The sequence below is a fragment of the Variovorax sp. ISS6 genome (assembly GCF_056523145.1).
Genome location: NZ_JAWRZC010000001.1, coordinates 269343 through 291768, shown reverse-complemented (window position 1 = coordinate 291768; position 22426 = coordinate 269343). Strand labels below are relative to the sequence as shown.

The 22426-nt window shown below is 71.0% G+C and carries 21 protein-coding genes; 12 read left to right on the top strand and 9 right to left on the bottom strand.

What is annotated here, in order from left to right:
* Window positions 1–142: 142 nt before the first annotated feature.
* Together AC1HIL_RS01320 and AC1HIL_RS01315 are read right to left on the bottom strand one after the other, a co-directional pair.
* Window positions 143–1279, bottom strand: a complete 1137-nt coding sequence (locus tag AC1HIL_RS01320) for a PilT/PilU family type 4a pilus ATPase (RefSeq protein ID WP_057594011.1) — start codon at window positions 1277–1279, stop codon at window positions 143–145.
* Between the two features lie 26 nt (window positions 1280–1305).
* Complete coding sequence (locus tag AC1HIL_RS01315) at window positions 1306–2349, bottom strand: type IV pilus twitching motility protein PilT (protein WP_057594012.1); 1044 nt, start codon at window positions 2347–2349, stop codon at window positions 1306–1308.
* 51 nt (window positions 2350–2400) lie between these two features.
* Here AC1HIL_RS01315 and AC1HIL_RS01310 point away from each other — a divergent pair, with 51 nt between their 5' ends.
* Window positions 2401–3102 (top strand): YggS family pyridoxal phosphate-dependent enzyme, encoded by a 702-nt coding sequence (locus tag AC1HIL_RS01310; protein ID WP_479670974.1) that lies wholly within the window; start codon window positions 2401–2403, stop codon window positions 3100–3102.
* Window positions 3103–3112: 10 nt separating this feature from the next.
* On the opposite strand, the gene AC1HIL_RS01305 is transcribed toward AC1HIL_RS01310, so the two are convergent.
* Window positions 3113–3580, bottom strand: coding sequence for an Lrp/AsnC ligand binding domain-containing protein (locus AC1HIL_RS01305; RefSeq protein ID WP_057594014.1), 468 nt, complete (start codon window positions 3578–3580; stop codon window positions 3113–3115).
* Between the two features lie 111 nt (window positions 3581–3691).
* On the opposite strand from AC1HIL_RS01305, the gene AC1HIL_RS01300 reads away from it, so the two are divergent.
* The gene (locus tag AC1HIL_RS01300) at window positions 3692–6667 is read left to right on the top strand and encodes an L-glutamate gamma-semialdehyde dehydrogenase (protein ID WP_479670973.1); all 2976 of its coding nucleotides are present in this window, start codon (window positions 3692–3694) and stop codon (window positions 6665–6667) included.
* 28 nt (window positions 6668–6695) lie between these two features.
* Here AC1HIL_RS01300 and AC1HIL_RS01295 read toward each other — a convergent pair whose 3' ends face one another.
* A complete protein-coding gene (locus AC1HIL_RS01295) occupies window positions 6696–7166 on the bottom strand; it encodes a hypothetical protein (protein WP_296730804.1) in 471 nt (156 codons plus the stop codon).
* Between the two features lie 290 nt (window positions 7167–7456).
* Here AC1HIL_RS01295 and AC1HIL_RS01290 point away from each other — a divergent pair, with 290 nt between their 5' ends.
* From AC1HIL_RS01290 to AC1HIL_RS01275, 4 genes are all read left to right on the top strand, one after another.
* Window positions 7457–8731: a Glu/Leu/Phe/Val family dehydrogenase gene (locus AC1HIL_RS01290; protein WP_057594017.1), complete on the top strand. Its 1275-nt coding sequence runs from the start codon at window positions 7457–7459 to the stop codon at window positions 8729–8731.
* A gap of 36 nt (window positions 8732–8767) precedes the next feature.
* Window positions 8768–9421 carry a nucleoside/nucleotide kinase family protein gene (locus tag AC1HIL_RS01285; protein ID WP_057594018.1) on the top strand — a complete coding sequence of 218 codons (654 nt, stop codon included), beginning with the start codon at window positions 8768–8770 and terminating at the stop codon, window positions 9419–9421.
* Window positions 9422–9505: 84 nt separating this feature from the next.
* Window positions 9506–10192, top strand: coding sequence for a DUF2242 domain-containing protein (locus AC1HIL_RS01280; RefSeq protein WP_479670972.1), 687 nt, complete (start codon window positions 9506–9508; stop codon window positions 10190–10192).
* Window positions 10193–10195: 3 nt separating this feature from the next.
* Window positions 10196–11203 (top strand): FUSC family protein, encoded by a 1008-nt coding sequence (locus tag AC1HIL_RS01275; protein ID WP_479670971.1) that lies wholly within the window; start codon window positions 10196–10198, stop codon window positions 11201–11203.
* Here AC1HIL_RS01275 and rocF read toward each other — a convergent pair.
* From rocF to AC1HIL_RS01255, 4 genes are read right to left on the bottom strand one after another with little or no spacing between them, the layout of a single operon-like run.
* Entirely contained in the window at window positions 11200–12111 is a 912-nt protein-coding gene (rocF, locus tag AC1HIL_RS01270; RefSeq protein ID WP_057594021.1) for an arginase, read from the bottom strand. The two genes, AC1HIL_RS01275 and rocF, sit on opposite strands and share 4 nt — an antisense overlap.
* Before the next feature lie 10 nt (window positions 12112–12121).
* Window positions 12122–13072 (bottom strand): sterol desaturase family protein, encoded by a 951-nt coding sequence (locus tag AC1HIL_RS01265; protein WP_479670970.1) that lies wholly within the window; start codon window positions 13070–13072, stop codon window positions 12122–12124.
* On the bottom strand, window positions 13069–14451 hold the full coding sequence (locus tag AC1HIL_RS01260; RefSeq protein WP_479670969.1) for a sensor histidine kinase: 1383 nt from the start codon (window positions 14449–14451) through the stop codon (window positions 13069–13071). The genes AC1HIL_RS01265 and AC1HIL_RS01260 overlap by 4 nt, the downstream gene beginning before the upstream one ends.
* Window positions 14448–15122: a response regulator transcription factor gene (locus AC1HIL_RS01255; RefSeq protein ID WP_479670968.1), complete on the bottom strand. Its 675-nt coding sequence runs from the start codon at window positions 15120–15122 to the stop codon at window positions 14448–14450. Before AC1HIL_RS01255 ends, AC1HIL_RS01260 begins: the two co-directional genes overlap by 4 nt.
* Window positions 15123–15294: 172 nt before the next feature.
* Between AC1HIL_RS01255 and AC1HIL_RS01250 the strand changes: the two genes are divergently transcribed.
* Window positions 15295–15681 (top strand): hypothetical protein, encoded by a 387-nt coding sequence (locus AC1HIL_RS01250; protein WP_479670967.1) that lies wholly within the window; start codon window positions 15295–15297, stop codon window positions 15679–15681.
* A 13-nt stretch (window positions 15682–15694) separates the two neighbouring features.
* Here the strand turns inward: AC1HIL_RS01250 and AC1HIL_RS01245 are convergent, their stop codons facing one another.
* Window positions 15695–17752 carry a prolyl oligopeptidase family serine peptidase gene (locus AC1HIL_RS01245; protein WP_479670966.1) on the bottom strand — a complete coding sequence of 686 codons (2058 nt, stop codon included), beginning with the start codon at window positions 17750–17752 and terminating at the stop codon, window positions 15695–15697.
* A gap of 208 nt (window positions 17753–17960) precedes the next feature.
* On the opposite strand from AC1HIL_RS01245, the gene AC1HIL_RS01240 reads away from it, so the two are divergent.
* The 5 genes from AC1HIL_RS01240 (at window position 17961) to AC1HIL_RS01220 (ending at window position 22423) form a co-directional block, all read left to right on the top strand.
* On the top strand, window positions 17961–19637 hold the full coding sequence (locus tag AC1HIL_RS01240) for a WS/DGAT/MGAT family O-acyltransferase (RefSeq protein ID WP_479670965.1): 1677 nt from the start codon (window positions 17961–17963) through the stop codon (window positions 19635–19637).
* Between the two features lie 133 nt (window positions 19638–19770).
* Window positions 19771–20328, top strand: coding sequence for a hypothetical protein (locus tag AC1HIL_RS01235; protein ID WP_057594027.1), 558 nt, complete (start codon window positions 19771–19773; stop codon window positions 20326–20328).
* Window positions 20329–20402: 74 nt separating this feature from the next.
* A complete protein-coding gene (locus tag AC1HIL_RS01230; protein ID WP_479670964.1) occupies window positions 20403–20891 on the top strand; it encodes a phasin family protein in 489 nt (162 codons plus the stop codon).
* Between the two features lie 26 nt (window positions 20892–20917).
* Complete coding sequence (locus AC1HIL_RS01225) at window positions 20918–21553, top strand: TetR/AcrR family transcriptional regulator (protein WP_057594029.1); 636 nt, start codon at window positions 20918–20920, stop codon at window positions 21551–21553.
* A 96-nt stretch (window positions 21554–21649) separates the two neighbouring features.
* Window positions 21650–22423 carry an esterase/lipase family protein gene (locus AC1HIL_RS01220; protein ID WP_057594030.1) on the top strand — a complete coding sequence of 258 codons (774 nt, stop codon included), beginning with the start codon at window positions 21650–21652 and terminating at the stop codon, window positions 22421–22423.
* Window positions 22424–22426 lie beyond the last annotated feature (3 nt).

Sequence of the window (22426 nt, the reverse complement as noted above, 5' to 3'; positions counted from 1 at the left end):
CGAAGCGAAAGCGGAGAGCCGGACGCAGAGGGCGCGAAGGTTACGCAGAAGTCGCAGAAGGAACAGCCAGAATTCTTGGTTCTCCTTTTGCGACTTCTGCGCGCTTTGTCCTTCTCGTGCGTTCGGCTGTCCGATCCCGAATTCAGACGATCGCGAAGTGCTCCGTGCCCGCGGCCAGGTCGGTGCTGCGCGCGCGCTGGCTGTTGAGCTTGATCTGCAGCCGCAGGTCGTTGGCCGAGTCGGCGTTGCGCAGCGCATCCTCGAAGCTGATCGCGTGGCCCTCGAACAGGTCGAACAGCGCCTGGTCGAAGGTCTGCATGCCGAGGTTGCGGCTCTTCTTCATGATCTCCTTGATCTCGCCGACCTCGCCCTTGAAGATCAGGTCGGAGATCAGCGGCGTGTTCAGCAGGATCTCGACCGCCGCCACGCGGCCCAGGCCGTCCTCGGTCGGCACCAGGCGTTGCGAGACCAGCGAGCGCAGGTTCAGCGACAGGTCCATCAGGAGCTGGGCGCGGCGTTCCTCGGGGAAGAAGTTGATGATCCGGTCGAGTGCCTGGTTGGCGCTGTTGGCGTGCAGCGTGGCCATGCAGAGGTGGCCGGTCTCGGCGAAGGCCACCGCGTGCTCCATGGTCTCGCGGTCGCGAATCTCGCCCATCAGGATGACGTCGGGCGCCTGGCGCAGCGTGTTCTTGAGCGCCGCCTCCCAGCTGTCGGTGTCGATGCCCACCTCGCGCTGCGTCACCACGCAGTTCTTGTGCGGGTGCACGAACTCCACCGGGTCCTCCACCGTGACGATGTGGCCGAAGGAGTTCTCGTTGCGCCAGTCGATCATCGCGGCCAGCGTGGTCGACTTGCCCGAGCCGGTGGCGCCCACCAGGATGCACAGGCCGCGCTTGGTCATGGACACGTCCTTGAGCACCTGCGGCATGCCCAGGTCGTCGATGGTCGGCAGCTTGGCCGGGATGGTCCGCAGCACCATGCCGACCTTGCCCTGCTGCACGAAGGCGTTGACGCGGAAGCGGCCGATGCCGGTCGGCGAGATCGCGAAGTTGCACTCCTTGGTGCGCTCGAACTCGGCCGTCTGGCGGTCGTTCATCACCGAGCGCGTGAGCGCCAGCGTGTGCTGCGCGCCCAGCGCCTGCTGCGAGACCTTGGTGACCTTGCCGTCGACCTTGATCGCGGGCGGGAAGTCGGCCGTGATGAACAGGTCGCTGCCGTTGCGGCTCACCATGAGCTTGAGCAGGTCGTTGATGAACTGGCTGGCTTGATCGCGTTCCATGATGGGGGCTCCGGAGGGCTGGGGGTTCAGCCGGGGAAGTTTTCGGGGATCTTGGCCTTGCTGCGGGCTTCCGCGGCGGAGATCGTATTGCGCCGCACCAGGTCCGTGAGGTTCTGGTCCAGCGTCTGCATGCCCTGGCCCTGGCCGGTCTGGATGGTGGAGTACATCTGCGCCACCTTGGCCTCGCGGATCAGGTTGCGGATGGCCGGCGTGCCCAACATGATCTCGTGCGCCGCCACGCGGCCCATCCCGTCCTTGGTCTTGCACAGGGTCTGCGAGATCACCGCCTGCAGCGACTCCGACAGCATCGCGCGGACCATCTCCTTCTCCTCGCCCGGGAACACGTCGATGATCCGGTCGATGGTCTTGGCGGCCGACGAGGTGTGCAGCGTGCCGAACACCAGGTGGCCGGTCTCGGCCGCGGTCATCGCGAGGCGGATGGTCTCGAGGTCGCGCATTTCGCCGACCAGGATGGCGTCGGGGTCCTCGCGCAGCGCCGAGCGCAGCGCGTTCGAGAACGACAGCGTCATCGGCCCGACCTCGCGCTGGTTGATCAGGCACTTCTTCGACTCGTGCACGAACTCGATCGGGTCTTCCACCGTGAGGATGTGGCCGTACTCGTTCTCGTTGAGGTAGTTGATCATCGCGGCCAGCGTGGTCGACTTGCCCGAGCCCGTGGGGCCGGTCACCAGCACCAGGCCGCGCGGCTTGAGCGCGAGTTCGCCGAAAATCTTCGGCGCATTCAGCTGCTCGAGCGTGAGGATCTTCGAGGGGATGGTCCGGAACACCGCGGCCGCCCCGCGCGCCTGGTTGAAGGCGTTGACGCGGAAGCGCGCCAGGCCGTCGATCTCGAACGAGAAGTCGACTTCCAGGAACTCCTCGTAGTGCTTGCGGTGGGTGTCGCTCATGATGTCGTAGACCATGGCGTGCACCGCCTTGTGGTCCAGCGCATCGACATTGATGCGGCGCACATCGCCGTGAACGCGGATCATCGGCGGCAGGCCGGCCGACAGGTGCAGGTCGGAGGCCTTGTTCTTGACGCTGAACGCGAGCAGTTGGGTGATGTCCACGGGGCTCCTCGAACGGGTTTCGGTGACGTTTTGATACGAATTTGGACGATTATGACGATGATTGGCGACGACCTCCAGCATGTGCGGCAGCGGATCGCGACGGCCTGCGCCGACGCCGGCCGCGCGCCCGGCGCGGTGCGGCTGCTGGCGGTATCGAAGACCTTCGGGCCCGAGGCGGTGCGCGAGGCGCATGCCGCCGGCCAGGCGGCCTTCGGCGAGAACTACGTGCAGGAAGGCCTGGACAAGATCGCCGCGCTGGCCGACCTGCGCGCGGACCTCGAGTGGCACTGCATCGGCCCCCTGCAGAGCAACAAGACGCGGCCCGTGGCCGAGCAGTTCGACTGGGTGCACAGCGTCGACCGGCTCAAGATCGCCGAGCGTCTCTCGGCCCAGCGCCCGGCCCACCTGCCGCCGCTGCAGGTCTGCCTGCAGGTCAACGTGGACGGCGGCGCCAACAAGTCCGGCGTGACGCCCGAGGAGGCGCTGCCGCTGGCGCGCGCTGTGGCGGCGTTGCCACAGCTGGTGCTGCGCGGGATCATGGCGATCCCCGAGCCGGCGCCCGATTTCGAGGCCCAGCGCGCGCTGTTCCTGCGCGCGACGGCGCTGTTCGACCAGATCCGCGACGCGGGCATCGCGCTCGACACCCTGTCGCTGGGCATGAGCGCCGACCTCGAGGCGGCGGTCAGCGCGGGCAGCACGATGGTGCGCATCGGCACGGCGATCTTCGGCGGCCGGCCGAAGAAGGCGGCCTGAGCGGCCGCGCTCAGATCCCGAGCGGGATCCGCGCGCTGCTCTTCACTTCCTCCATCACCGCGTAGGTGCGCGTTTCGCGCACGCCCGGCAGCTGCCACAGCACCGTGCCCGCGAAGTCGCGGTAGGCCGCCATGTCGGCCATGCGCGTCTTCAGCAGGTAGTCGAAGCCGCCGGCCACCATGTGGCATTCGACGATCTCCTCGCGCACCTGCACCGCGGCCTTGAACTGGTCGAACACGTTGGGCGTGGTGCGGTCCAGCAGCACCTCGACGAAGACCGTGAAGCCGCGGCCCAGCCGCTCGGCGTCGAGCCGCGCCTCGTAGCCCTGGATGAAACCCTCGCGCGTGAGCCGCTGCACGCGCGCGAGCACCGCCGTCGGCGACAGCGCCACCGCCTCGGCCAGCTTGAGGTTGGTGATGCGGCCGTCTTCCTGAAGAATCTTCAGCAGCCGGAGATCGACGCGGTCCAGGTCGGTCATGGAATGTGGGATGGCAAGGGTTCTGGTGAATTATCCGGAATTGACGTCGAATTTTGGTGAAAGATTCGCCATCAAGGCATGGACCATAGCCAATCCAACCAAGGAGAAGACATGCGCCTGCCCGACCCCTACCGACCCGAGACCGAGGTCGTCGCCCATCGACTCGCCCTGCTCGAGGGTGCGCTCGACTGGACCGCGGCCTCGACCGTCGCCACGCCCTGGGTGCAGGCGGTGCGCGACCATCCGCCGCCGTTCTGGGCCATGGAGAGCCTGCTGCGCGAATACCCGATCTCGAGCGCCGAAGGCCTCGCGCTGATGCGGCTGGCCGAGGCGCTGCTGCGCGTGCCCGATGCCGAGACCGCCATCGCGCTCACGGCCGACCAGCTCGGCCGCGCCGATTTCGAGGGCGCGGCCGATTCCACGCTGTCGCGCCTGTCGTCGGCCGCGATCGCGATGTCCAAGCGCTTCCTGCCCGAGGCCGACCATCCGCCGGGCCTGATGGCCCGGCTCGGCGCGCGCACCGTGGTCGCCGCCACGCTGCGCGCGGTGCAATTGCTGGGCCGGCAGTTCGTGCTGGGCCAGACCATCGCCGAGGCGATGGACGAGGCCCGTGCCGCGCACCGCAAGCAGTCCGCCCTGTGCTTCAGCTACGACATGCTCGGCGAGGGCGCGCGCACCGACGAGGACGCCCTGCGCTACCTCGAGAGCTACACCTGCGCCATCGCCGCGATCGCCCAGGGCGCCGATCCCACCGCCGCGCCCGAGCGCAACGACGGCATCTCGATCAAGCTCAGCGCGCTGCATCCGCGCTACGAGGACGCGCAGCGCGAGCGCGTGCTGCGCGAGCTGGTGCCGCGCGTGTGGCTGCTGTGCGAGCGCGCGGCCGCGGCCAACCTCAACCTCACCATCGATGCCGAGGAGGTCGACCGGCTCGAGCTCTCGCTCGACGTGTTCGACGCGCTCGCGGCCCGTGTCGCCGCCGAGCATCCGCAATGGCGTGGCTTCGGCCTCGCGCTGCAGGCCTACCAGACGCGCGCGCTCGAGTTGATCGAGCACGTGACCGCGATCGCGCGCCGCTACGGCCTGCGGCTGATGTGCCGGCTGGTCAAGGGCGCCTACTGGGACGCCGAGATCAAGCGCGCGCAGGAACTCGGCCTGCCGCACTACCCCGTGTTCACCCACAAGCACCACAGCGACGTCAGCTACCTGGCCTGCGCCCGGGCGCTGCTGGCCGCGCCCGACGCGATCTATCCGCAGTTCGCCACCCACAACGCGGGCACCATCGCGGCCATCCTGCAGATGGCGCAGCGCCAGGGCGCGCCGTTCGAGCTGCAGCGGCTGCACGGCATGGGCGAGGGCGTCTACCGCGAGGTCATGAAGCACACCGGCGCCTCGGTGCGCGTGTATGCGCCGGTCGGCCGCCACAAGGACCTGCTGGCCTACCTGGTGCGCCGCCTGCTCGAGAACGGCGCCAACTCCTCCTTCGTCAACCAGCTCGGCGACCCCGGCGTGCCCATCGCCACGCTGCTGGTCTCGCCGCTGTGGCTGGAGCGCGAGAGCCCGCAACTGCCGCTGCCGCCGCTGCTCTACGGCCCGGCGCCCGCGCGGCGCAACAGCGACGGGCTCGACCTCACGGTCGACGCCATGCGCGCGCCGCTGTTCGCGGCGCTGGCCGCGACCGCGGTGCCGGTCGTGCCCGAGGCCGATCCCGCGAGCGCCGCGCGCGCCGTGGCCGCGAGCGCGACGGCCTTCCGCGCCTGGCGCAACACGCCGGTGGCAACGCGCGCCGCCGCGCTGCGCCGCGCGGCCGATGCCTTCCAGGCGCAACTGCCGCGCCTGTGCGCGCTGCTCGTCAAGGAAGCCTTCAAGACCTGGGGCGACGCGGTGTCGGAGGTGCGCGAGGCGATCGACTTCCTGCGCTACTACGCCGACGAGGCCGAGCGCCTGATGCAGCCGGTGCTGCTGCCCGGCCCGACCGGCGAGCGCAACGAGCTGCGGCTCACCGCGCGCGGACCCTGGGTCTGCATCAGCCCGTGGAACTTCCCGCTGGCCATCTTCACGGGCCAGGTCGCGGCCGCGCTCGCCACCGGCAACACCGTGCTCGCCAAGCCCGCCGAGCAGACGCCGGCCATCGCGCGCGAAGCGGTCGCGCTGCTGCATGCGGCGGGCATTCCGGCCGACGCGCTGCAGCTGCTGCATGGCCCCGGCGAGACCGTGGGCGCCGCGCTGGTGGCCGCGCCCGGCGTGGCCGGCGTGGTGTTCACCGGCTCGACGCAGGTGGCGAAGATCATCCATCGCGCGCTGGCGGGCAAGGACGGTCCGATCGTCCCCCTGATCGCCGAGACCGGCGGCGTCAACGCGATGCTGGTCGACTCGAGCGCGCTGCCCGAGCAGGTGGCCGATGCCGTCGTGCAGAGCGCCTTCCGCTCGGCCGGCCAGCGCTGCTCGGCGCTGCGGCTCCTGGTGCTGCACGAGGGCATCGCCGACGGCACGATCGAGATGATCCGCGGCGCGGCGGCCGAGCTGTCGGCCGGCGACCCCGCGCTGCTCGCGACCGATATCGGCCCGGTGATCGACCGCGAGGCGGCCGACAACATCCGCCGCCATCTGGCGCGGCTGGACCGCGAAGCGAAGCGCGTGCTGGCGCCCGCTGCGACTGACGATGCATCGTCCACCCTGATCGCGCCGGCGGCCTATGAAGTGGGTGCCATCGAGGACGTGCGCAGCGAGATCTTCGGCCCCGTGCTGCAGATCGTGCGCTGGGGCTCGGGCGCGCTGAGCGATCCGGCCGAGGTGATCGAGCGCATCAACGCGCTCGGCTATGGCCTCACGCTCGGCATCCAGACGCGCATCGATTCGCGCGCCCAGGCGCTGGCCGTGCGTGCCCACGTGGGCAATGTCTACGTCAACCGCAACATCATCGGCGCGGTGGTCGGCGTGCAGCCCTTCGGCGGCGAAGGGCTCAGCGGCACCGGGCCCAAGGCGGGCGGGCCGAACTACCTGCCGCGCTTCTGCGCCGAGCAGACCGTGACGGTCAACACGGCGGCCGCGGGCGGCAATGCGGCCCTGCTGAGCACGGTGGCGTAGCGCCGTCGCGCCACGCCACCGCGCGACCTCAGCGCACCGTGCTCTGGCCGTGCGCGGCGGCCTGGCGATCGAGCTGCTCGATCAGCGCGCCGTAGGCCGGGCTGGCGCGCAGCCGCGTGTACTCGGCCTGTGCCTGGCGATAGCCCGCGCGGGTCGGGTCGGCACCCGCTTCGCCCGACTGCTTCGCGGCCAGGCCCGACTGCATCCACAGCCGCGTGTCGGCGGCCACCGCGGCGCGGCTGTTGGCCGACACCGTGGCCACCGGCTGCTGCGGCGTGCCGTCGGTGTAGCCCTGCGTGGGCGCGGTCTTGAGCCATTGGCGCGCCTCGGCCGTCACGGCTTCGCGCGTCGTCGACGAGCTGAACGATGCGGGGCGCGGATCGCCCTCGGCGTAGTTGCCCGCGAAGCTCGGCGCGGCGGTGGCGGCCAGCAGCGCGGCGAAGGCGGCGGTGCCCAGCAGGCGGGTGGTGCGGGCGGTGCGGTGTTGCGAGGTCTTCATGTCGTCGTTCCTTTCAGTGGTGGGACGTGGTGGTTGAACCCGGTGGGAGCGAAGCGGGCCGGTGGGCCGCGTGGTCTTCGTCTTTCCTTGCCACCGACTCTAGGGAACGCAAACCGGCGATCGATAACCCGTTGATGACGATTTCGTCATCTGCCGCACCGCAGCAGGAAAGCCCCGCGCGGGGGCGTCAAGCGACTCTTGCATAACCGCCCGTCGCGGCATGCATAAGCCATGGCGCGGCGCGCGGGACGGGACTATCGTTCGGCCATCATTCCAACCAAGGGACTCTCATGAGCGAAAAACTCTCCTTCGTCGCGCCGACGGCCAACAGCCCCTGGGGCACCTACCTGTCGCAGGTCGATCGCGTGGTGCCCTACCTGGGCCCGCTCGCCCGCTGGGTCGAAACCCTCAAGCGCCCCAAGCGCGCGCTGATCGTCGACGTGCCGATCGAGATGGACGACGGCACCATCGCCCACTTCGAGGGCTACCGCGTGCAGCACAACATGAGCCGCGGCCCGGGCAAGGGCGGCGTGCGCTTCCACCCCGACGTCACGCTCGAGGAAGTGATGGCCCTGTCGGCCTGGATGACCATCAAGACGGCCGCCGTCAACCTGCCGTACGGCGGCGCCAAGGGCGGCATCCGCGTCGACCCGAAGAAGCTGTCGCAGAACGAGCTCGAGAAGATCACGCGCCGCTACACCAGCGAGATCGGCATCATCATCGGCCCGCACACCGACATCCCCGCGCCCGACGTCAACACCAACGGCCAGATCATGGCGTGGATGATGGACACGTACTCGATGAACGTCGGCGGCACCGCCACCGGCGTGGTCACCGGCAAGCCGCTGCACCTGGGCGGTTCGCTGGGCCGCGTCAAGGCCACCGGCCGCGGCGTGTTCGTCACCGGCCGCGAAGCCGCGCGCCGCCTCGGCCTCGACCTGCGCGGCGCGCGCATCGCGGTGCAGGGCTTCGGCAACGTGGGCTCGGTCGCGGCCGAACTGTTCGCCGAGGCCGGCGCGAAGATCGTCGCGGTGCAGGACCACACCGGCACCATCGTCAACGACAAGGGTCTCGACCTCGCGAAGCTGGTGCCGATCTCGCGCACCGACGGCGTGGTCGGCTTCAAGGCCGGCGGCGACATCGTGCCGAACGAGGACTTCTGGAGCGTCGGCTGCGACATCCTGATCCCCGCCGCGCTCGAAGGCCAGATCACGGCCGAGCGCGCGAAGAAGACCACCGCCAAGCTGGTGCTCGAGGGCGCCAACGGCCCCACCGTGCCGCAGGCCGACGACATCCTCGCCGAGCGCGGCGTGCTGGTGGTGCCCGACGTGATCTGCAATGCCGGCGGCGTGACCGTCAGCTACTTCGAGTGGGTGCAGGACTTCTCGTCCTTCTTCTGGGACGAGGACGAGATCAACGTGCGCCTCGATCGCATCATGATGAACGCCCTCAACCAGATCTGGGACACGGCCGACAAGCACAAGATCACCTTGCGCACCGCGACCTACGCGGTGGCCTGCGAGCGGATCCTGATGGCGCGGCAGGAGCGCGGCCTGTATCCCTGATGTTTTTTTGACGGCGCGCGCGGCTACGCTCGGGGGATGAGCATTTCCCCTTCGCAGCCTCCTCTCTCGCTCCCCGCCGACAGCCTCGCGCGTCTGCGGTCCCTCACGGCCGGCGGCCAGCGCAAGCTGCTCGGCCTCGTCGGCGCCCCCGGCGCCGGCAAGTCCACGCTCGCGGCGCTGCTGCGCGACGCGCTCGGCGCCGAGCGCGCGCAGGTGGTGCCGATGGACGGTTTCCACCTCGCCAACGTCGAGCTGCGCCGGCTCGGCCGCGCCGACCGCAAGGGCGCACCCGACACCTTCGACAGCGCCGGCTACGTGGCGCTGCTGCGGCGGCTGCGCGAACAGCGGCCCGGCGGCGACATCGTCTATGCGCCCGAGTTCCGGCGCGAGATCGAGGAGCCGGTGGCGGGCGCGATCGCGGTGCTGCCCGAGACGCAGCTCGTGATCACCGAGGGCAACTACCTGCTGCACGACGGCGGGCCCTGGGCCGGCGCGGCGGCGCTGCTCGACGAGGTCTGGTACGTGGACATCGACGACGCGTTGCGCGAGGCGCGGCTGGTGCGCCGGCACGAGCAGTTCGGCCGCAGCGCCGAGGCGGCGCGCGCGTGGGTGGCGCAGACCGATGCGCCGAACGCGCGGCTGATCGCGGCCACGCGCGCGCGGGCGCACCACGTCGTCGTGCTTTCCTGACCGCTGGCTGATCCCCGGGAACGCGCGGCTGCTCATCGCGCTCGAAGCCGGGCCGGCAGCCCGCCGGTTAGCATCCGCCACGCCATGCCGACCCTGCCTTCGATCTCCCTTCGCCCCCGTCCTTCCGTCCTCGTCCTGGCGCTGCTGTCGGCGCTGGTGCTCGCGGGCTGCGGCAGCGGCGGCTCGCGCCGCGTCTCCTACGAAACCGAGGAGTTCGACTCCACCACCACCCACACGCGCAGCTACGAGGCCACCGAGGCCCAGACCTGCGAGGCCGCGCGCCGCGCGCTGCTGAGCCAGGGCTACATGGTCACGGCCGCCAATGCCGACCTGGTGACGGCCCGCAAGAGCTTCCAGCCCGCGGCCGAGGTGCATGTGGAGGTCGAGTTCCGCGTGGTCTGCGCGGCCGAGGGCGGCCGGGGCGGCAAGGGCGCCAGGCCGAAGAGCACGGTGGCCTTCGCGACCGCACTGCAGGACCGCTACGGCCTCAAGAAGGTCAACAACTCGGCGAGCCTGGGCGTGGGCGCCTTCGGCTCGCTGTCGCTGCCGCTGACGGGCAGCGACGACGCGATGGTCAAGGTGGCCAGCCAGACGCTGACCGACGAGCGCTTCTACGACCGCTTCTTCGCGCTGCTCGACCGCTTCCTCGAAGGCCAGGAGCCGGGTGCGGAAGAGCCCGAGGACCTGCCCGAGCCCGCGCCGCCGGCACCCGCCGCTACGCCGGGCCCGGCCACCACCTTTCCGGTGCCCTCGTCGCCCAACCGCGGCTGACCCATGGCCAGCCTCTCGTTCACGGACCGCCTCGCCTTCCTGCGCGAGCCTGGCCGCTGGCGCGCGGGCGCGCAGCTCGCGGCGGCGGTCGCCATCGCCTGGGGCGTGTCGCGCCTGGTGGGACTGCCCGAGAGCTTCTGGGCCGTGATGAGCGTGCTGATCGTGATGCGGCCGAGCGCCGGTTCCACGCTCGAGGCCGGCTGGGACCGCGTGCGCGGCACCTTCGCGGGCGCGCTGGCCGGGCTCTCGGGCGTGTGGCTCGCGCACCATGGCGTGCCGATGCAGGCCGACGCGCTCGCGATCGTGCTGCTGCTGGCCTTCGTCGGCGCCGCCGTGCCGGGGCTGCGCAGCGCGCCGGTGGCGGCGCTGATCATTCTCTCGGCCGGCAGCCTGCCCGGCCATTCGGCGTTGCAGGTGGCGCTGCTGCGCATGGCGCAGATGGGCATCGGCGTGGGCGTGGCGCTCGCGATGGCGCTGGTGACGGCCGAGTACCGGGCCGGCGCGCGCTTCGACGCGGGCTGCGCGGCCCTGCTGCGCGGCATGGCGAAGCGGTTGCTGGCGCTGGCCGCCGGCGATGCGCCCGAGAGCGACGGCGAACGTGCCCGCGCCGCGCTGGCGCGACTCACGGTGCTCGCGGGCGGCGCCGACCTCGAATCGCGCTGGCCCTGGCGCCACCGCACGGTCGGTGCGCCGAAGGACGCGCACCGGCAGCGCGCGCGCACCATGGCGCGGCTGATGCAGGACGTGGCGCTGCTCGGCCGTGCCATCGGGCAGCAGCAGCCGGCCTCTCACGACGAGACCGCGAAGGCCGCGCGCGCCTCGGCCGGCGCGCTCGCCGCGCTGGCGGACGCGCTCGAAGGCAAGGCCATGGCGCCCGACCTGTCGGTGCTCGAGCGGCTCGCCGCGCGCCATGCGTCGCGCGACGACGCGGCCCGGCCGCTGCTGGCGGCACCGCTCGCGCTGCTGCTGGAAGATCTGCGCGCGCTGCAGGCCACGCGCGCCGCGGCCTAACGCACCAGCGTGGATTTGCCGAACAGGCTCTCGATCAGTTCCACCGCGATCTCGGCCGTCTGGTTGCGCACGTCGAGCGCGGGATTGAGTTCGACCACGTCGACCGAGCCGAGCCGGCCGGTGTCGGCGATCATCTCCATGCACAGCTGCATCTCGCGGTAGGTCGGCCCGCCGCGCACGCCGGTGCCCACGCCGGGCGCGATGTTCGGGTCGAGGCAGTCGAGGTCGAAGCTCACGTGCAGGTGCGTGTCCTCGTCCACGTCCTGCAGCGCCTCGGTCATGGTGGTGCGCATGCCGTGCTCGTCGATGTGGCGCATGTCGAACACGTTGAGGCCCAGCGTGCGGATGGCCTCCTTCTCGTCGGCATCGACGCTGCGGATGCCGATGAAGCGGATCGCCTCGGGCGGCAGCGCCGCGCGTTCGCCGCTCCAGCCGGTCAGCACAGCGGGCCCGTGGCCCAGCAGGCACGACACCGGCATGCCGTGCAGGTTGCCGCTGGGGCTGGTGGTCTCGGTGTTGACGTCGGAGTGCGCGTCGAGCCACAGCACGCGCAGCTTGCGGCCGCGCTTGCGCGCATGCCAGGCCACCGCGCTGATCGAGCCGATCGCCAGGCAGTGGTCGCCGCCCAGCATCAGCGGCACGTGGCCCGCGCCCAGCACCTCGTCGACCGCCGCGTACACGGCGCGGTTCCAGGCGATCACTTCGTCGAGATGGCGCAGCCCGTTGGCCGGCGGCGCCCAGGGCGTGGCCGGGCCCGCGAGGTTGCCGCGGTCGACCAGCGCGAAGCCCTGGCGCACCAGCGCCTCCGCCAGCCCCGCCACGCGCAGTGCGTCGGGGCCCATGCCCGCGCCGCGCACGCTGGCGCCGACGTCGGTGGGAGCGCCGATCAGTTCGAGGGTGAGGTTCATGCGTGGGCCTTCATGTCCTGCCGATCCGGTCCCCGGCATCCGGGGGGCTCGGCGGACCATTGTGCCGAGGAACCGGTGACAGGCCCATGATCCGCCGCGTGCCCGACGCGGTGAAGGGCTGCGCCAGTTGCGCCAGGAAGCCGGCCGCGATCTCGCCGTCGATGCCGATGTCCGCCGGCGGCCGCCGCGCCGGGCGGTACCAGGTGCCGAACAGCAGGTCCCACAGCACCAGGTTCTCGCCGTAGTTGCGGTTGCCCTCGGCCGGCGAGCGCGAATGGTGCCAGCGGTGCAGCGCCGGCGTGCCGAAGACGCGGTCGAGCCAGCCGGTGCGCAGCTCGATGTTGCAGTGGGTCAGCAGGCCGGTGACGGCCGTCACCGCGCCCACCCACAGGAACACCGCGAGCGGCGCGCCCAGCAGGTACAGCGGCAGTTGCCCGAGCAGGGCCTTGAAGGCGCTGTCGACCACGTGGAAGCGGCCGGTGTTCGCCACCCACAGCCGCCGCACGCCGTGATGCAGCGCATGGAAGCGCCACAGCGGCGGCCATTCGTGCGCGCCGCGGTGCGCGATGTAGAGGCCCAGTTCCACCACCGCGAGCGCGAGCACCACCTGCGCGGCCAGCGGCCAGTGCAGGGGCCAGGCCGTGCCGTGCGCCGAGGGCCGCAGCGCCATCGCACCGGCCAGCGGCAGGCTCGCCGCGAGCGCGGCCACGACCTGGGCCGCGCCCTTGGTCAGCAGCGTGTGGGCCAGGTCGCAGGGCGTCTGGCCGTCGTCCGCGAGCCAGCGCGGCTCGTGCGGCAGCCAGCGTTCGAGCAGCGCGATGGCCAGCGCGAGCGAGAGGTAGGCCGCGTTGAACCACACCAGCGGCGCCGCGCTCGCGAAGGCCGCCGCCGCGGCCAGCAGGCCCGCGGCGTAGAGCGCCGGCCACAGCAGCCACGGCAGCCAGCGGCGCGCGGCCTTCATGCCGGCGCCTCGCCGCTTCGCCCGGGCCGCAGCCGCAGCCGCAGCCGGAACAGCGCGCCGCCGCCCGGCGCGTCGTGCACCGTGACCTCGCCGCCATGCAGGCGCGCGATCTCCTGCACCAGGCTCAGGCCGAGCCCGGCGCCGGGCCCGGTCGCATGCCCGCGGTGGAAGGGCTTGAAGATCTGTTCGCGCAGCGCGGCCGGGATGCCGGGGCCGTCGTCGATGACCTCGATGTCGCCCGGCGGCATCACCCGCACCGTCACGGCTCCCATGCCGCCCGCGTGCTCGATCGCGTTGCGCACCAGGTTGGCCAGCGCGCGCGCGATCGCGTCGCGGTCGCCTTCGATCTCCACGCGCGCGGCCAGCGGCTCGAACGAGACCTCGTAGCCCGCGGCGAGCGCCAGCGGCGCCATCTCGGCCACCACCTCGCGCGCCAGCGCCACCAGGTCGATGCGCTGGCGCCCCGCGCCATGGACCTTCATGCGCTGCAGGTCGAGCAGCTGTCCCGCCAGCACCGACAGCCGCGCGGCATCGGCCAGCAGCCGCGTGCGTTCGGCGCCCTCGGCCAGGTTCTCGATGCGCGTGTGAAGGATCGCGATCGGCGTGCGCAGCTCGTGCGCCGCGTCGGCCAGGAAGCGCTCCTGCCGCGCATGGCCGTCGTCCAGCCGCTGCAGGGCATCGTTGAAGGCACCCACCAGCGTCGCCACCTCGGCCGGCACCTCGGCCAGCGGCAATCGCACGCCGCGCTGCTCGGCGTCGATCTGGCCGGCGCGCGCCACGATGGCGTGCAGGCCCGAGAGCGTGCGCCGCACCACCACGTGGCTGGCCAGCAGCGTGGCCGCCACGGTGATCGCCAGGATCGGCAGCACCACCTCGAGCAGCACCAGCAGCAGCGACAGGCCGAGGTTGCGCCAGGTGATCGGGCTGTCGGCGCCGGTGAGGATCTGCACCGGGCCGGCGGCGGAGTCGACCCAGCGCATGCGCGCCGACTGCCGCGGCGGATCGCCCATGTTCCAGCCCAGCCGGGCCTGCCCCACGCCGTCGAGCGTGGCGTCGATGTGGGCGAATTCGTCCGGGATGCGGCCCTCGACCAGCCGGCCGCCCTGGCGATCTCGCACCGAGAACCACAGCGGCGGCTGCGCCTCGCGCAGCGCGGCGAGCCGCGGCGTCGCGCGCACCGCGAGGCGGCCGTCGGCCCCGCGCATCACCGCCTCCTGCAATATCTCGACGGTGTTCTCGGGCGAGCTGAAGTTGATCAGGTGCCCCGTGGCCACCAGGGCGCCGATCACCAGCAGCTGGATCGCCGCCTGCAGCAGCACCAGCCGGCGGACCAGGCGGCGCTTGAGTGAGGAAGGCGCCGCGTTCGCCGCCGTGCTCATGGCACGGCCCGCAGCAGGTAGCCCACGCCGCGGATGCCGCAGATCTCGACGCCGGCGCCGGTGTCCGCGAGCTTCCGGCGCAGCCGCGAGACGTGGGTGTCCAGCGCGTTCGACTGGATCTCGACGTCGAAGCCGAACACCGCGCGTTCCAGCGCCTCGCGCAGCACGGTGCGGCCGCCGCGGCGCATCAGCAGCTCCAGCGCCAGCAGCTCGCGTCGCGGCAGCTCCATGCGATGCCCCGCCACGCTGGCTTCGCGGTGCGCGAGGTCGAAGCGCAGGCGCGCGACCTGCAGCAGCTCCTGCCGGGTCTCGGCCGGGCGCCGCAGCAGCGCGCGCAGCCGCGCCAGCAGTTCCTCGACCGCGAAGGGCTTGCCCAGGTAGTCGTCGGCGCCCGCGTCGAGGCCGCGCACGCGCTCGTCGAGCGCATCGCGTGCCGTGAGCATCAGCACCGGCACGGGATCGCCGGCGGCGCGCAGCCGCGCCACCAGCGCGAGGCCGTCGCCGTCGGGCAGCCGGCGGTCGAGCACCAGCGCGTCGTAGGGCGTGGCCTCGACATGGCGCGCGCCGTCGGCCAGCGTCGCGGCATGGTCGACCAGGATGCCGCGCCGGTGCAGCGCGGTGAGCAGCACCGAGGCCATTTCGGGTTCGTCTTCCAGCAGCAGGATGCGCACGCGCGTGTTCCTTTCAGGGCGGCGCCGGAGCTCCGGCGTGCCGCACTGTAGGGAGGCTGGATTGCGCGAGTGTTGCGTGCGCGCACCCCGCGCGACGCAATGCTGGCTCCATGTTGGCGGCCGATGCTGGCGTCAGGCCCGCGATCGCGGGTCATCTGCCAAGGAGCACCGCATGCATGTCCTTCATGTCCAGACCACCCTGCTGCCGGAGGCGATCGTCCTGGCGCTGTCGCTGATGCTCGCGTCGGTCGCGGCGGCCGAGGTGGTGTCGGGTTTCGACGCGCCGCCGCCGGTCCACGACCCCTGCCACGATGGCCGCTACAGCCAGGGCCGCGCGATGAGCTGCGGCGAGCTGTTGCGCCAGCTCGACCGCGAGGAGGCGTTGCGCCGCTCCGAGCGCTGGCGCAGCGATCCCTGCCGGGATGGCCGCTACAGCACGGGCCGGCCGATGACCTGCGCCGAGCTGCGCGAGCGGCTGGACCGCCGCGAGCGGCGCCTGCCCCCGTGGCGCGACGAACGGCCCTACGGCCTGGGCGAGTCGCCGCGCGACAGCGGCTGACGCGCGTCGCCGCTCAGGCGATGTGGTCCCAGAGGTAGGCGTAGCCCAGCGCGTCCATGAAGGCGGACTGCTTGTTGTCCGAGGCCGCGCTGTGGCCGCCCTCGAGGTTCTCGTAGAAGGCCGTGTCGTGGCCTTGCGCGGCCAGCTTCGCATGCATCTTGCGCGCATGCACCGGGCCCACGCGGTCGTCGCGCGTCGAGGTGGTAAACAGCGAGGGCGGGTACTTGGCGTCGGGCTTCGCGTTCTCGTAGGGCGAGAAGTGGCGGATCCATTCCCACTCCTCGGGCACTTCGGGGTCGCCGTATTCGGCGATCCACGAGGCGCCGGCCGACAGCTGCGTGTAGCGGCGCATGTCGAGCAGCGCCACCTCGCTCACGATCGCGCCATAGAGCTCCGGATGGCGCGTGAGCATGTTGCCCATCAGCAGGCCGCCGTTGCTGCCGCCCATGGCGCCCAGGTGCGCGGGCGAGGTGATGCCGCGCGCGATCAGGTCCTGCGATACCGCGGCGAAGTCCTCGCTGCTGCGCAGGCGGTTCTGCTGCAGCGCGGCCTGGTGCCAGCGCGGGCCGTACTCGCCGCCGCCGCGGATGTTGGCCACCACGTACACGCCGCCCTGCTCGAGCCAGGCGCGGCCGATGCCGCCGCTGTAGCTGGGCGTGAGCGAGATCTCGAAGCCGCCGTAGGCGTACTGCAGGGTGGGGTTGCGGCCGTTGGCCACCAGGTCCCTGGGCGCGATCTCGAAGTAGGGCACGCGCGTGCCGTCCAGCGAGCGCGCGAAGTGCTGGCTGACCGTGTAGCGCGAGGCATCGAAGAAGCCCGGGCTGTGCTTGAGCGGCTCGGCCTCGCCCTGGCCCAGGGTGCCGATGTAGAGCGTGGTCGGCTGCAGGAAGCCGCTCACGGTGAGGAAGTAGTCGTCGTTCTCGTCCTCGTCGATGGCGCCGGCCGCGATGGTCGACAGCGCGGGCGCGCCGCCCAGGCTCTCGCGTTGCCACGGGCCCTTGCCGTCCGCTGGCGGCGTGAGCACCTCGATGCGGTTCACCACATCGTGCATCGCGTTCACGATCAGGTGATGGCGCGTCCACGAATGGCTGTCGAGCGCGCTGGTGTCGGTGGGCTCGAACAGCAGCGTGAGTTCGCGCGCGCCGGCCATGTAGGCGTCGAAGTTCGCGGCCAGCAGCGAGCCGGCCTTGTAGCTGGCGCCGCCCACCTCCCAGTCGCTGCGCGGCTCGATCAGCAGCCATTCGCGCGTGACGTCGACCACCGCGTCGTCGGGCACCTCGATCCTGGCGAGCGTGCCGTCGGCCGCGCGTACCCAGGTCTCGCTGTCGTAGAAGTCGATGGCGCGCGAGACGAAGTCGCGCTCGAAGCCCGGCGTGGCATCGCGCCAGCCCGAGGCCGAGAGGTCCTCGGTGTCGGCCTCGTAGACCGTGACGGCCTCGGCCAGCGGCGTGCCGCGCTTCCATTCCTTCACGATGCGCGGATAGCTCGAGGTGGTCATCGAGCCCGGGCCGAAGTCGGTTGCCACGTAGAGGTGGTCGATGTCCTTCCAGGCCACCGTGTTCTTGGCCTCGGGCAGCGCGAAGCCGCCCTCGACGAAGGCCTTGCGCACCGGGTCGAACTCGCGCACCACGTCGGCATCGGCGCCGCCGCGCGAGAGCGAGACCAGGCAGCGGCCATAGCCGGGGTAGAGCCAGTCGGCGCCGTGCCAGACCCAGTTCTCGCCCTCGGCCGCGGCCAGTGCGTCGAGGTCGAGCACCGTCTCCCAGGCCGGCTGCGGCTTGCGGTATTCGGCGAGCGTGGTGCGGCGCCACAGGCCCTTGGGATGGGCCTTGTCGCGCCAGAAGTTGTAGTAAAGGGAGTCGACCTTGTAGACCATCGGGATGCGGTCGTCGGAGTCGAGCACCTCGAGCAGGCCCTGCTCGATCTGCTTGAAGCGCGCCGACTGCGCGTGGCGCTGCACCGTCTCGGCGTTGCGGGCCTTGGCCCAGTCGAGGGACTGCGTGCCGTCGATGTCCTCGAGCCAGAGGAAGGGGTCTTGGTCTTGCGCTTGCGGGCGGGGGGAAGAGGTCATGGGCACAGTGTACGAACGCACCGTGAAGGCCCCGGGTCGGATGGACCTTTCGCATTACCCGTGGCCGGTCCCAGAACATCGCTCGGTGCAAACCCGGGTGCGCTCCCCGGTGGAAACACTGAAGGGCGCGGCCCCCCGGCGCAGCGGCCGCACGGTATCCTGCCGAAGCCGAATGCGACGGCATTCCACGACCTAGGAGACACAACACATGAAACACCTGAGCGGTCTCGATGCCACCTTCCTGCATCTGGAAACACCGGAGATGCCGATGCACGTGGGCTCGCTCAACGTGCTCGACCTGCCCAAGGGCTACAAGGGCGACTTCTACGAGGACGCCAAGCAGTTCATGGCCAGCCGCATCCACCTGGCCGACGTGTTCACGCGCAAGCTCGCGCTGATGCCCTTCGACATGACCAACCCGGTGTGGGTGGAGGACGACGACATCGACCTCGACTACCACGTGCGCCACATCTCGCTGCCGCGGCCCGGCACCAACCGGCAGCTGCAGCAGTACGTCGCACGGCTGCATTCCTCGCTGATCGACCGCAGCCGGCCGATGTGGGAGTTCTACATCATCGATGGCCTGAAGAGCGGCCAGGTCGCGCTCTACACCAAGGTGCACCACGCGGGCATCGACGGGCAGGCCGGCGTGGAAGTGGGCAAGGCCATCTTCGACCTCGAGGCCACGGGCCGCGTGGTGAAGCCGCCGCGCTCGCGTCCGCGCGGCAGCGGCTACCAGCTCGGCATGGCCGAGCTCGCGAGCGCCGCGCTGCGCAACACGGCGCAGCAGTACGTCAAGCTGTTCAAGATGGCGCCGGCCATCGTGCGCGCCATCAGCGGGCTGGCCAAGCCCGACGAGAAGGCGGCCGAGAAGCTCACGACCACGGCGCCGAAGAAGTTCAATCTGTTCGCGCCGCGCACCTCGCTCAACGTCTCGATCACCAACCAGCGCACCTTCGCGGGCCGCACCATCTCGCTGGCCGAGACCAAGTACATCGCCAAGCACTTCGGCGTGTCGCTCAACGACGTGGTGATGGCCACCGTGGCCGGCGCGCTGCGCCACTACCTGGCCGACAACAACGAGCTGCCGGCCAAGCCGCTGGTGGCGGGCGTGCCCGTGAGCCTGCGCGAGGCCGGCGACGACACGGCCAACAACCAGGCCAGCATGATCCTCGTGAGCCTGGCCACCGACATCACCGATCCGCTGCAGCGGCTCAAGGCCATCAATGCCTCGTCGACCGCCTCGAAGTCGACCATGAACCGCTTCAAGGCCGTGATCCTCGACGACTTCCCGACCTTCGCCGCGCCCTGGCTGGTGTCGGGCATCGCTTCGATGGTGGGCCGCTCGGGCCTGGTCAACATGCTGCCGCCGGCGGCCAACGTGGCGATCTCCAACGTGGCGGGCGCGCCGTTCCCGATGTACTTCGCGGGCGCGCTGGTCACCTGCTACTACCCGGTGTCGATCGCGAGCCACGGCACCGCGCTCAACGTCACGGTGCAGAGCTACAACGGCCGCATGGACTACGGCCTGATCGCCTGCCGCCGCGCCGTGCCCGACATCACCGAGATCGGCGACTACCTGCTGGCCGAGCACAAGCTGCTGATGGAGCTGACGCAGAAGCATCCGTCGGTGGCCGGTGCGCCGGCGCCGAAGCCCGCGGCCGTCGTCGAGGCGCCCGCCGACGCGGAGCCCGCGGCCAAGGTTGCCGCGAAGAAGGCCCCGGCGCGCAAGGCCGCGGCGAAGAAGACGCCGGCACCGGTGGCGAAGAAGGCGCCCGCGAAGAAGGCGGCTGCCAAGGCCGCTCCGAAGCCCGCCGCCAAGACCCCCGCCCGCAAGGCTCCCGCGCGCAAGAGCGCGCCACGCGCCGCGGCCGCCGCCGCTTGAGGACCGCCCGGGTCCGGAAAATTGGGGCAGTTGGACTAGTTTTCCGACGCTTCTAGTTTTCCAGGCCTAGGCCCTCGGGAAGAAGATCACCCCATCGCGAATCCCGCGACCGATCAACTTCCAGGAACAAACCATGTCCACCTCGCAAACCTCCATCGCTTCCGCCGCCGTCCACGTCATCGGCCAGTACAACGACGCCGGCAAGACCCTGGTCGGTGCCTACCGCACCGGCGTGCAGCGCCTGCTCGACGGCGCCGCTTCGCGCTACAGCGACTTCCTCGGCCAGCGCGAGCTGCCGCTGGTGAACGACAAGATCAAGGCCAACCTGATCGGCGCGCAAGCCAAGGTCAACGGCTTCCTGGCCAACCGCCTCGAGATCGACACCGGCCGCATCGTCTCGGTGATGGACCGTGTCGCCACCGGCACCACCAGCGGCATCGAATCGGTTGCCAACCGCGTGGCCCAGGTCGAGTCGCCGGTCGCCACCTCGGTGATCAACGCGCTGTCGGCCGTGAACCAGCCCTTCGCGACCGTGTCGGTGCAGATCGCCGACCGCATCGCCGCCGGTGCCAGGCAGATCGAAGTCCGCGTCGCGGGCAGCGAGGAAGCCAAGCCCGTGCGCACCGTGAAGGCCAAGGCCGCCGCGGTCAAGAAGCCGGTTCGCCGCGCTGCCGCCCGCAAGGCGGCCTGAGTTCCACGGGCGCCTTCGGGCGCCTTTTTCTTTTGCGGTACCGTCGAAGGTACCGAGTTCCCCTGGAGCGATGCATGGCGACCCGCCGCGATGAACCCGCAGAACTGAAGAAGAAGGCGACGCCCGCGAAGAAGACCGCCGGCGCCAATACCGCGGCGAGAAAAACGGCGGCGCCGCGCAAGCGCACCGCCGCCAAGGCCAAGCCCGCATCCTCCGGCGAAGGCCTGCTGCGCGCCGGCCTCAAGGCGCTCGACACCGTGCGCAACGACGTCGCCAAGCGGCAGGCCAGCGTCACCAACGTGATCGAAGGCCTCTTGGGCATCGGCGGCAAGGGCGGCGAGGAAGCGAGCGGCGCCAAGGCCGTGCTGACGCGCGGCTTCCCGGGTCTCGACAGCTTCGGCATCCGCAAGTTCGAGGACGTGTTCGACCAGCGCGTGGCCACCGCGCTGCAGCGCCTGGGCATGCCCACGGCCGAGGAGGTGCAGGCGCTGCAGTCGCAGATCGCGGCGCTCGCCGAGCGGCTCGATCGGCTCGAGAAGGCCGCGCGCGGCGGCAAGCGCTGATCCCCGCACGACCCGCAGAACCGCCAGTGGCCGGCTCCAACACCACGCGCGACCGCATCCTGCTGACCAGCCTCGCGCTGTTCAACGCGCAGGGGCTCGCGGCGGTGTCCACCCACAAGATCGCGGCCGAGCTCGGCATGAGCCCGGGCAACCTGCACTACCACTTCAAGGCCAAGCAGCTGATCGTGGAGTGGCTGTTCCGGCGCTTCGAGCAGCGGCTCGAATCGCTCAACGGCTCCTCGGCCGGCATCGCGGCCATCGACGACCTGTGGCTCGCGCTGCACCTGCGCTTCGAGGCGATCAACGAGTACCGCTTCATCTACCGCGACATGGCCTTCCTCGCGAGCGAGTACCCGGTGCTGGGCCAGCGCGCGCAGGCCCTGACCGCGCAGAACCTGCTGGCGGCCCAGTCGCTGTGCGAAGGGCTGGTGGCCTCGGGCGTGATCGAGACCAGCGCCGAGCAGGCGCGCATCCTCGCGCTGCAGATGGTGTTCACCACCACCTGCTGGCTGTCGTTCGAACGGCTGGTGCCGGGCCGCGACGCGCTGGCGCAGGCCGATCCGGGACTGGCGGCCTTCTACACGCTGACCCTGGTTTCCCCGTATGTTTCGGGCGAATCGAGGGCTTACCTCGATTACCTGAGGGCCAAATACCTCGGATAACAGACGACACCGTCCGACGGGGGGCCGCGTGGCGGAACCCCAGACTGCAACGAAGAACCAACAGAAGCGCAGAGACACGCAAGAAAGGACCCGCTCATGACCACCGCCACCCGTGAACACATCTCGCCGCCTTCGCGCCTGCTGCTGCTGGCCGAAGGCCGCGCGCTCTGGGAAACCGGCGCGGGCCTCGCCATGTGGCCGCTGCTGCAGCTCACGCCGCGCGGCGACGGCCATCCGGTGCTGGTGCTGCCGGGCCTGGTGGCCGGCGATGCCTCCACGCTGGTGCTGCGCCGCTACCTCGCGAGCCGCGGCTACGACGCGCACGGCTGGGGCCTGGGCCGCAACTTCGGTCCGCGCGAAGGCGTGGAGGACGGCATGGTCGAGCTGCTGCACAAGCTGCACGACGACAGCGGGCAGAAGGTCAGCCTGGTCGGCTGGAGCCTGGGCGGCGTGTATGCGCGGTTGCTGGCGTCGGCGCATCCCGGTGTGGTGCGCAGCGTGGTCACGCTGGGCAGCCCGTTCTCGGGCAGCCCGCGTGCCACCAATGCCTGGCGCGTCTACGAAGGCGTGAGCGGCCAGAGCTCGCACGACCCGCGCCGCATGAAGTTCGTGCAGCCCACGCCCTCGGTGCCCACCACCTCGATCTTCAGCCGCACCGACGGCGTCGTGGCCTGGCGCTGCAGCATCGAGAAGACCGGACCGAAGTCCGAGAACATCGAGGTCATCGCGAGCCACCTGGGCCTGGGCGCGCATCCCGCGGTGCTCTATGCGCTGGCCGACCGGCTGTCGCAGCCCGAGGGCGGCTGGAAGCCCTTCAACCGCGGCCTGCTGGGGCCGCTGGTCTATCCCGATCCCGATCGCCAGAACTGAGGT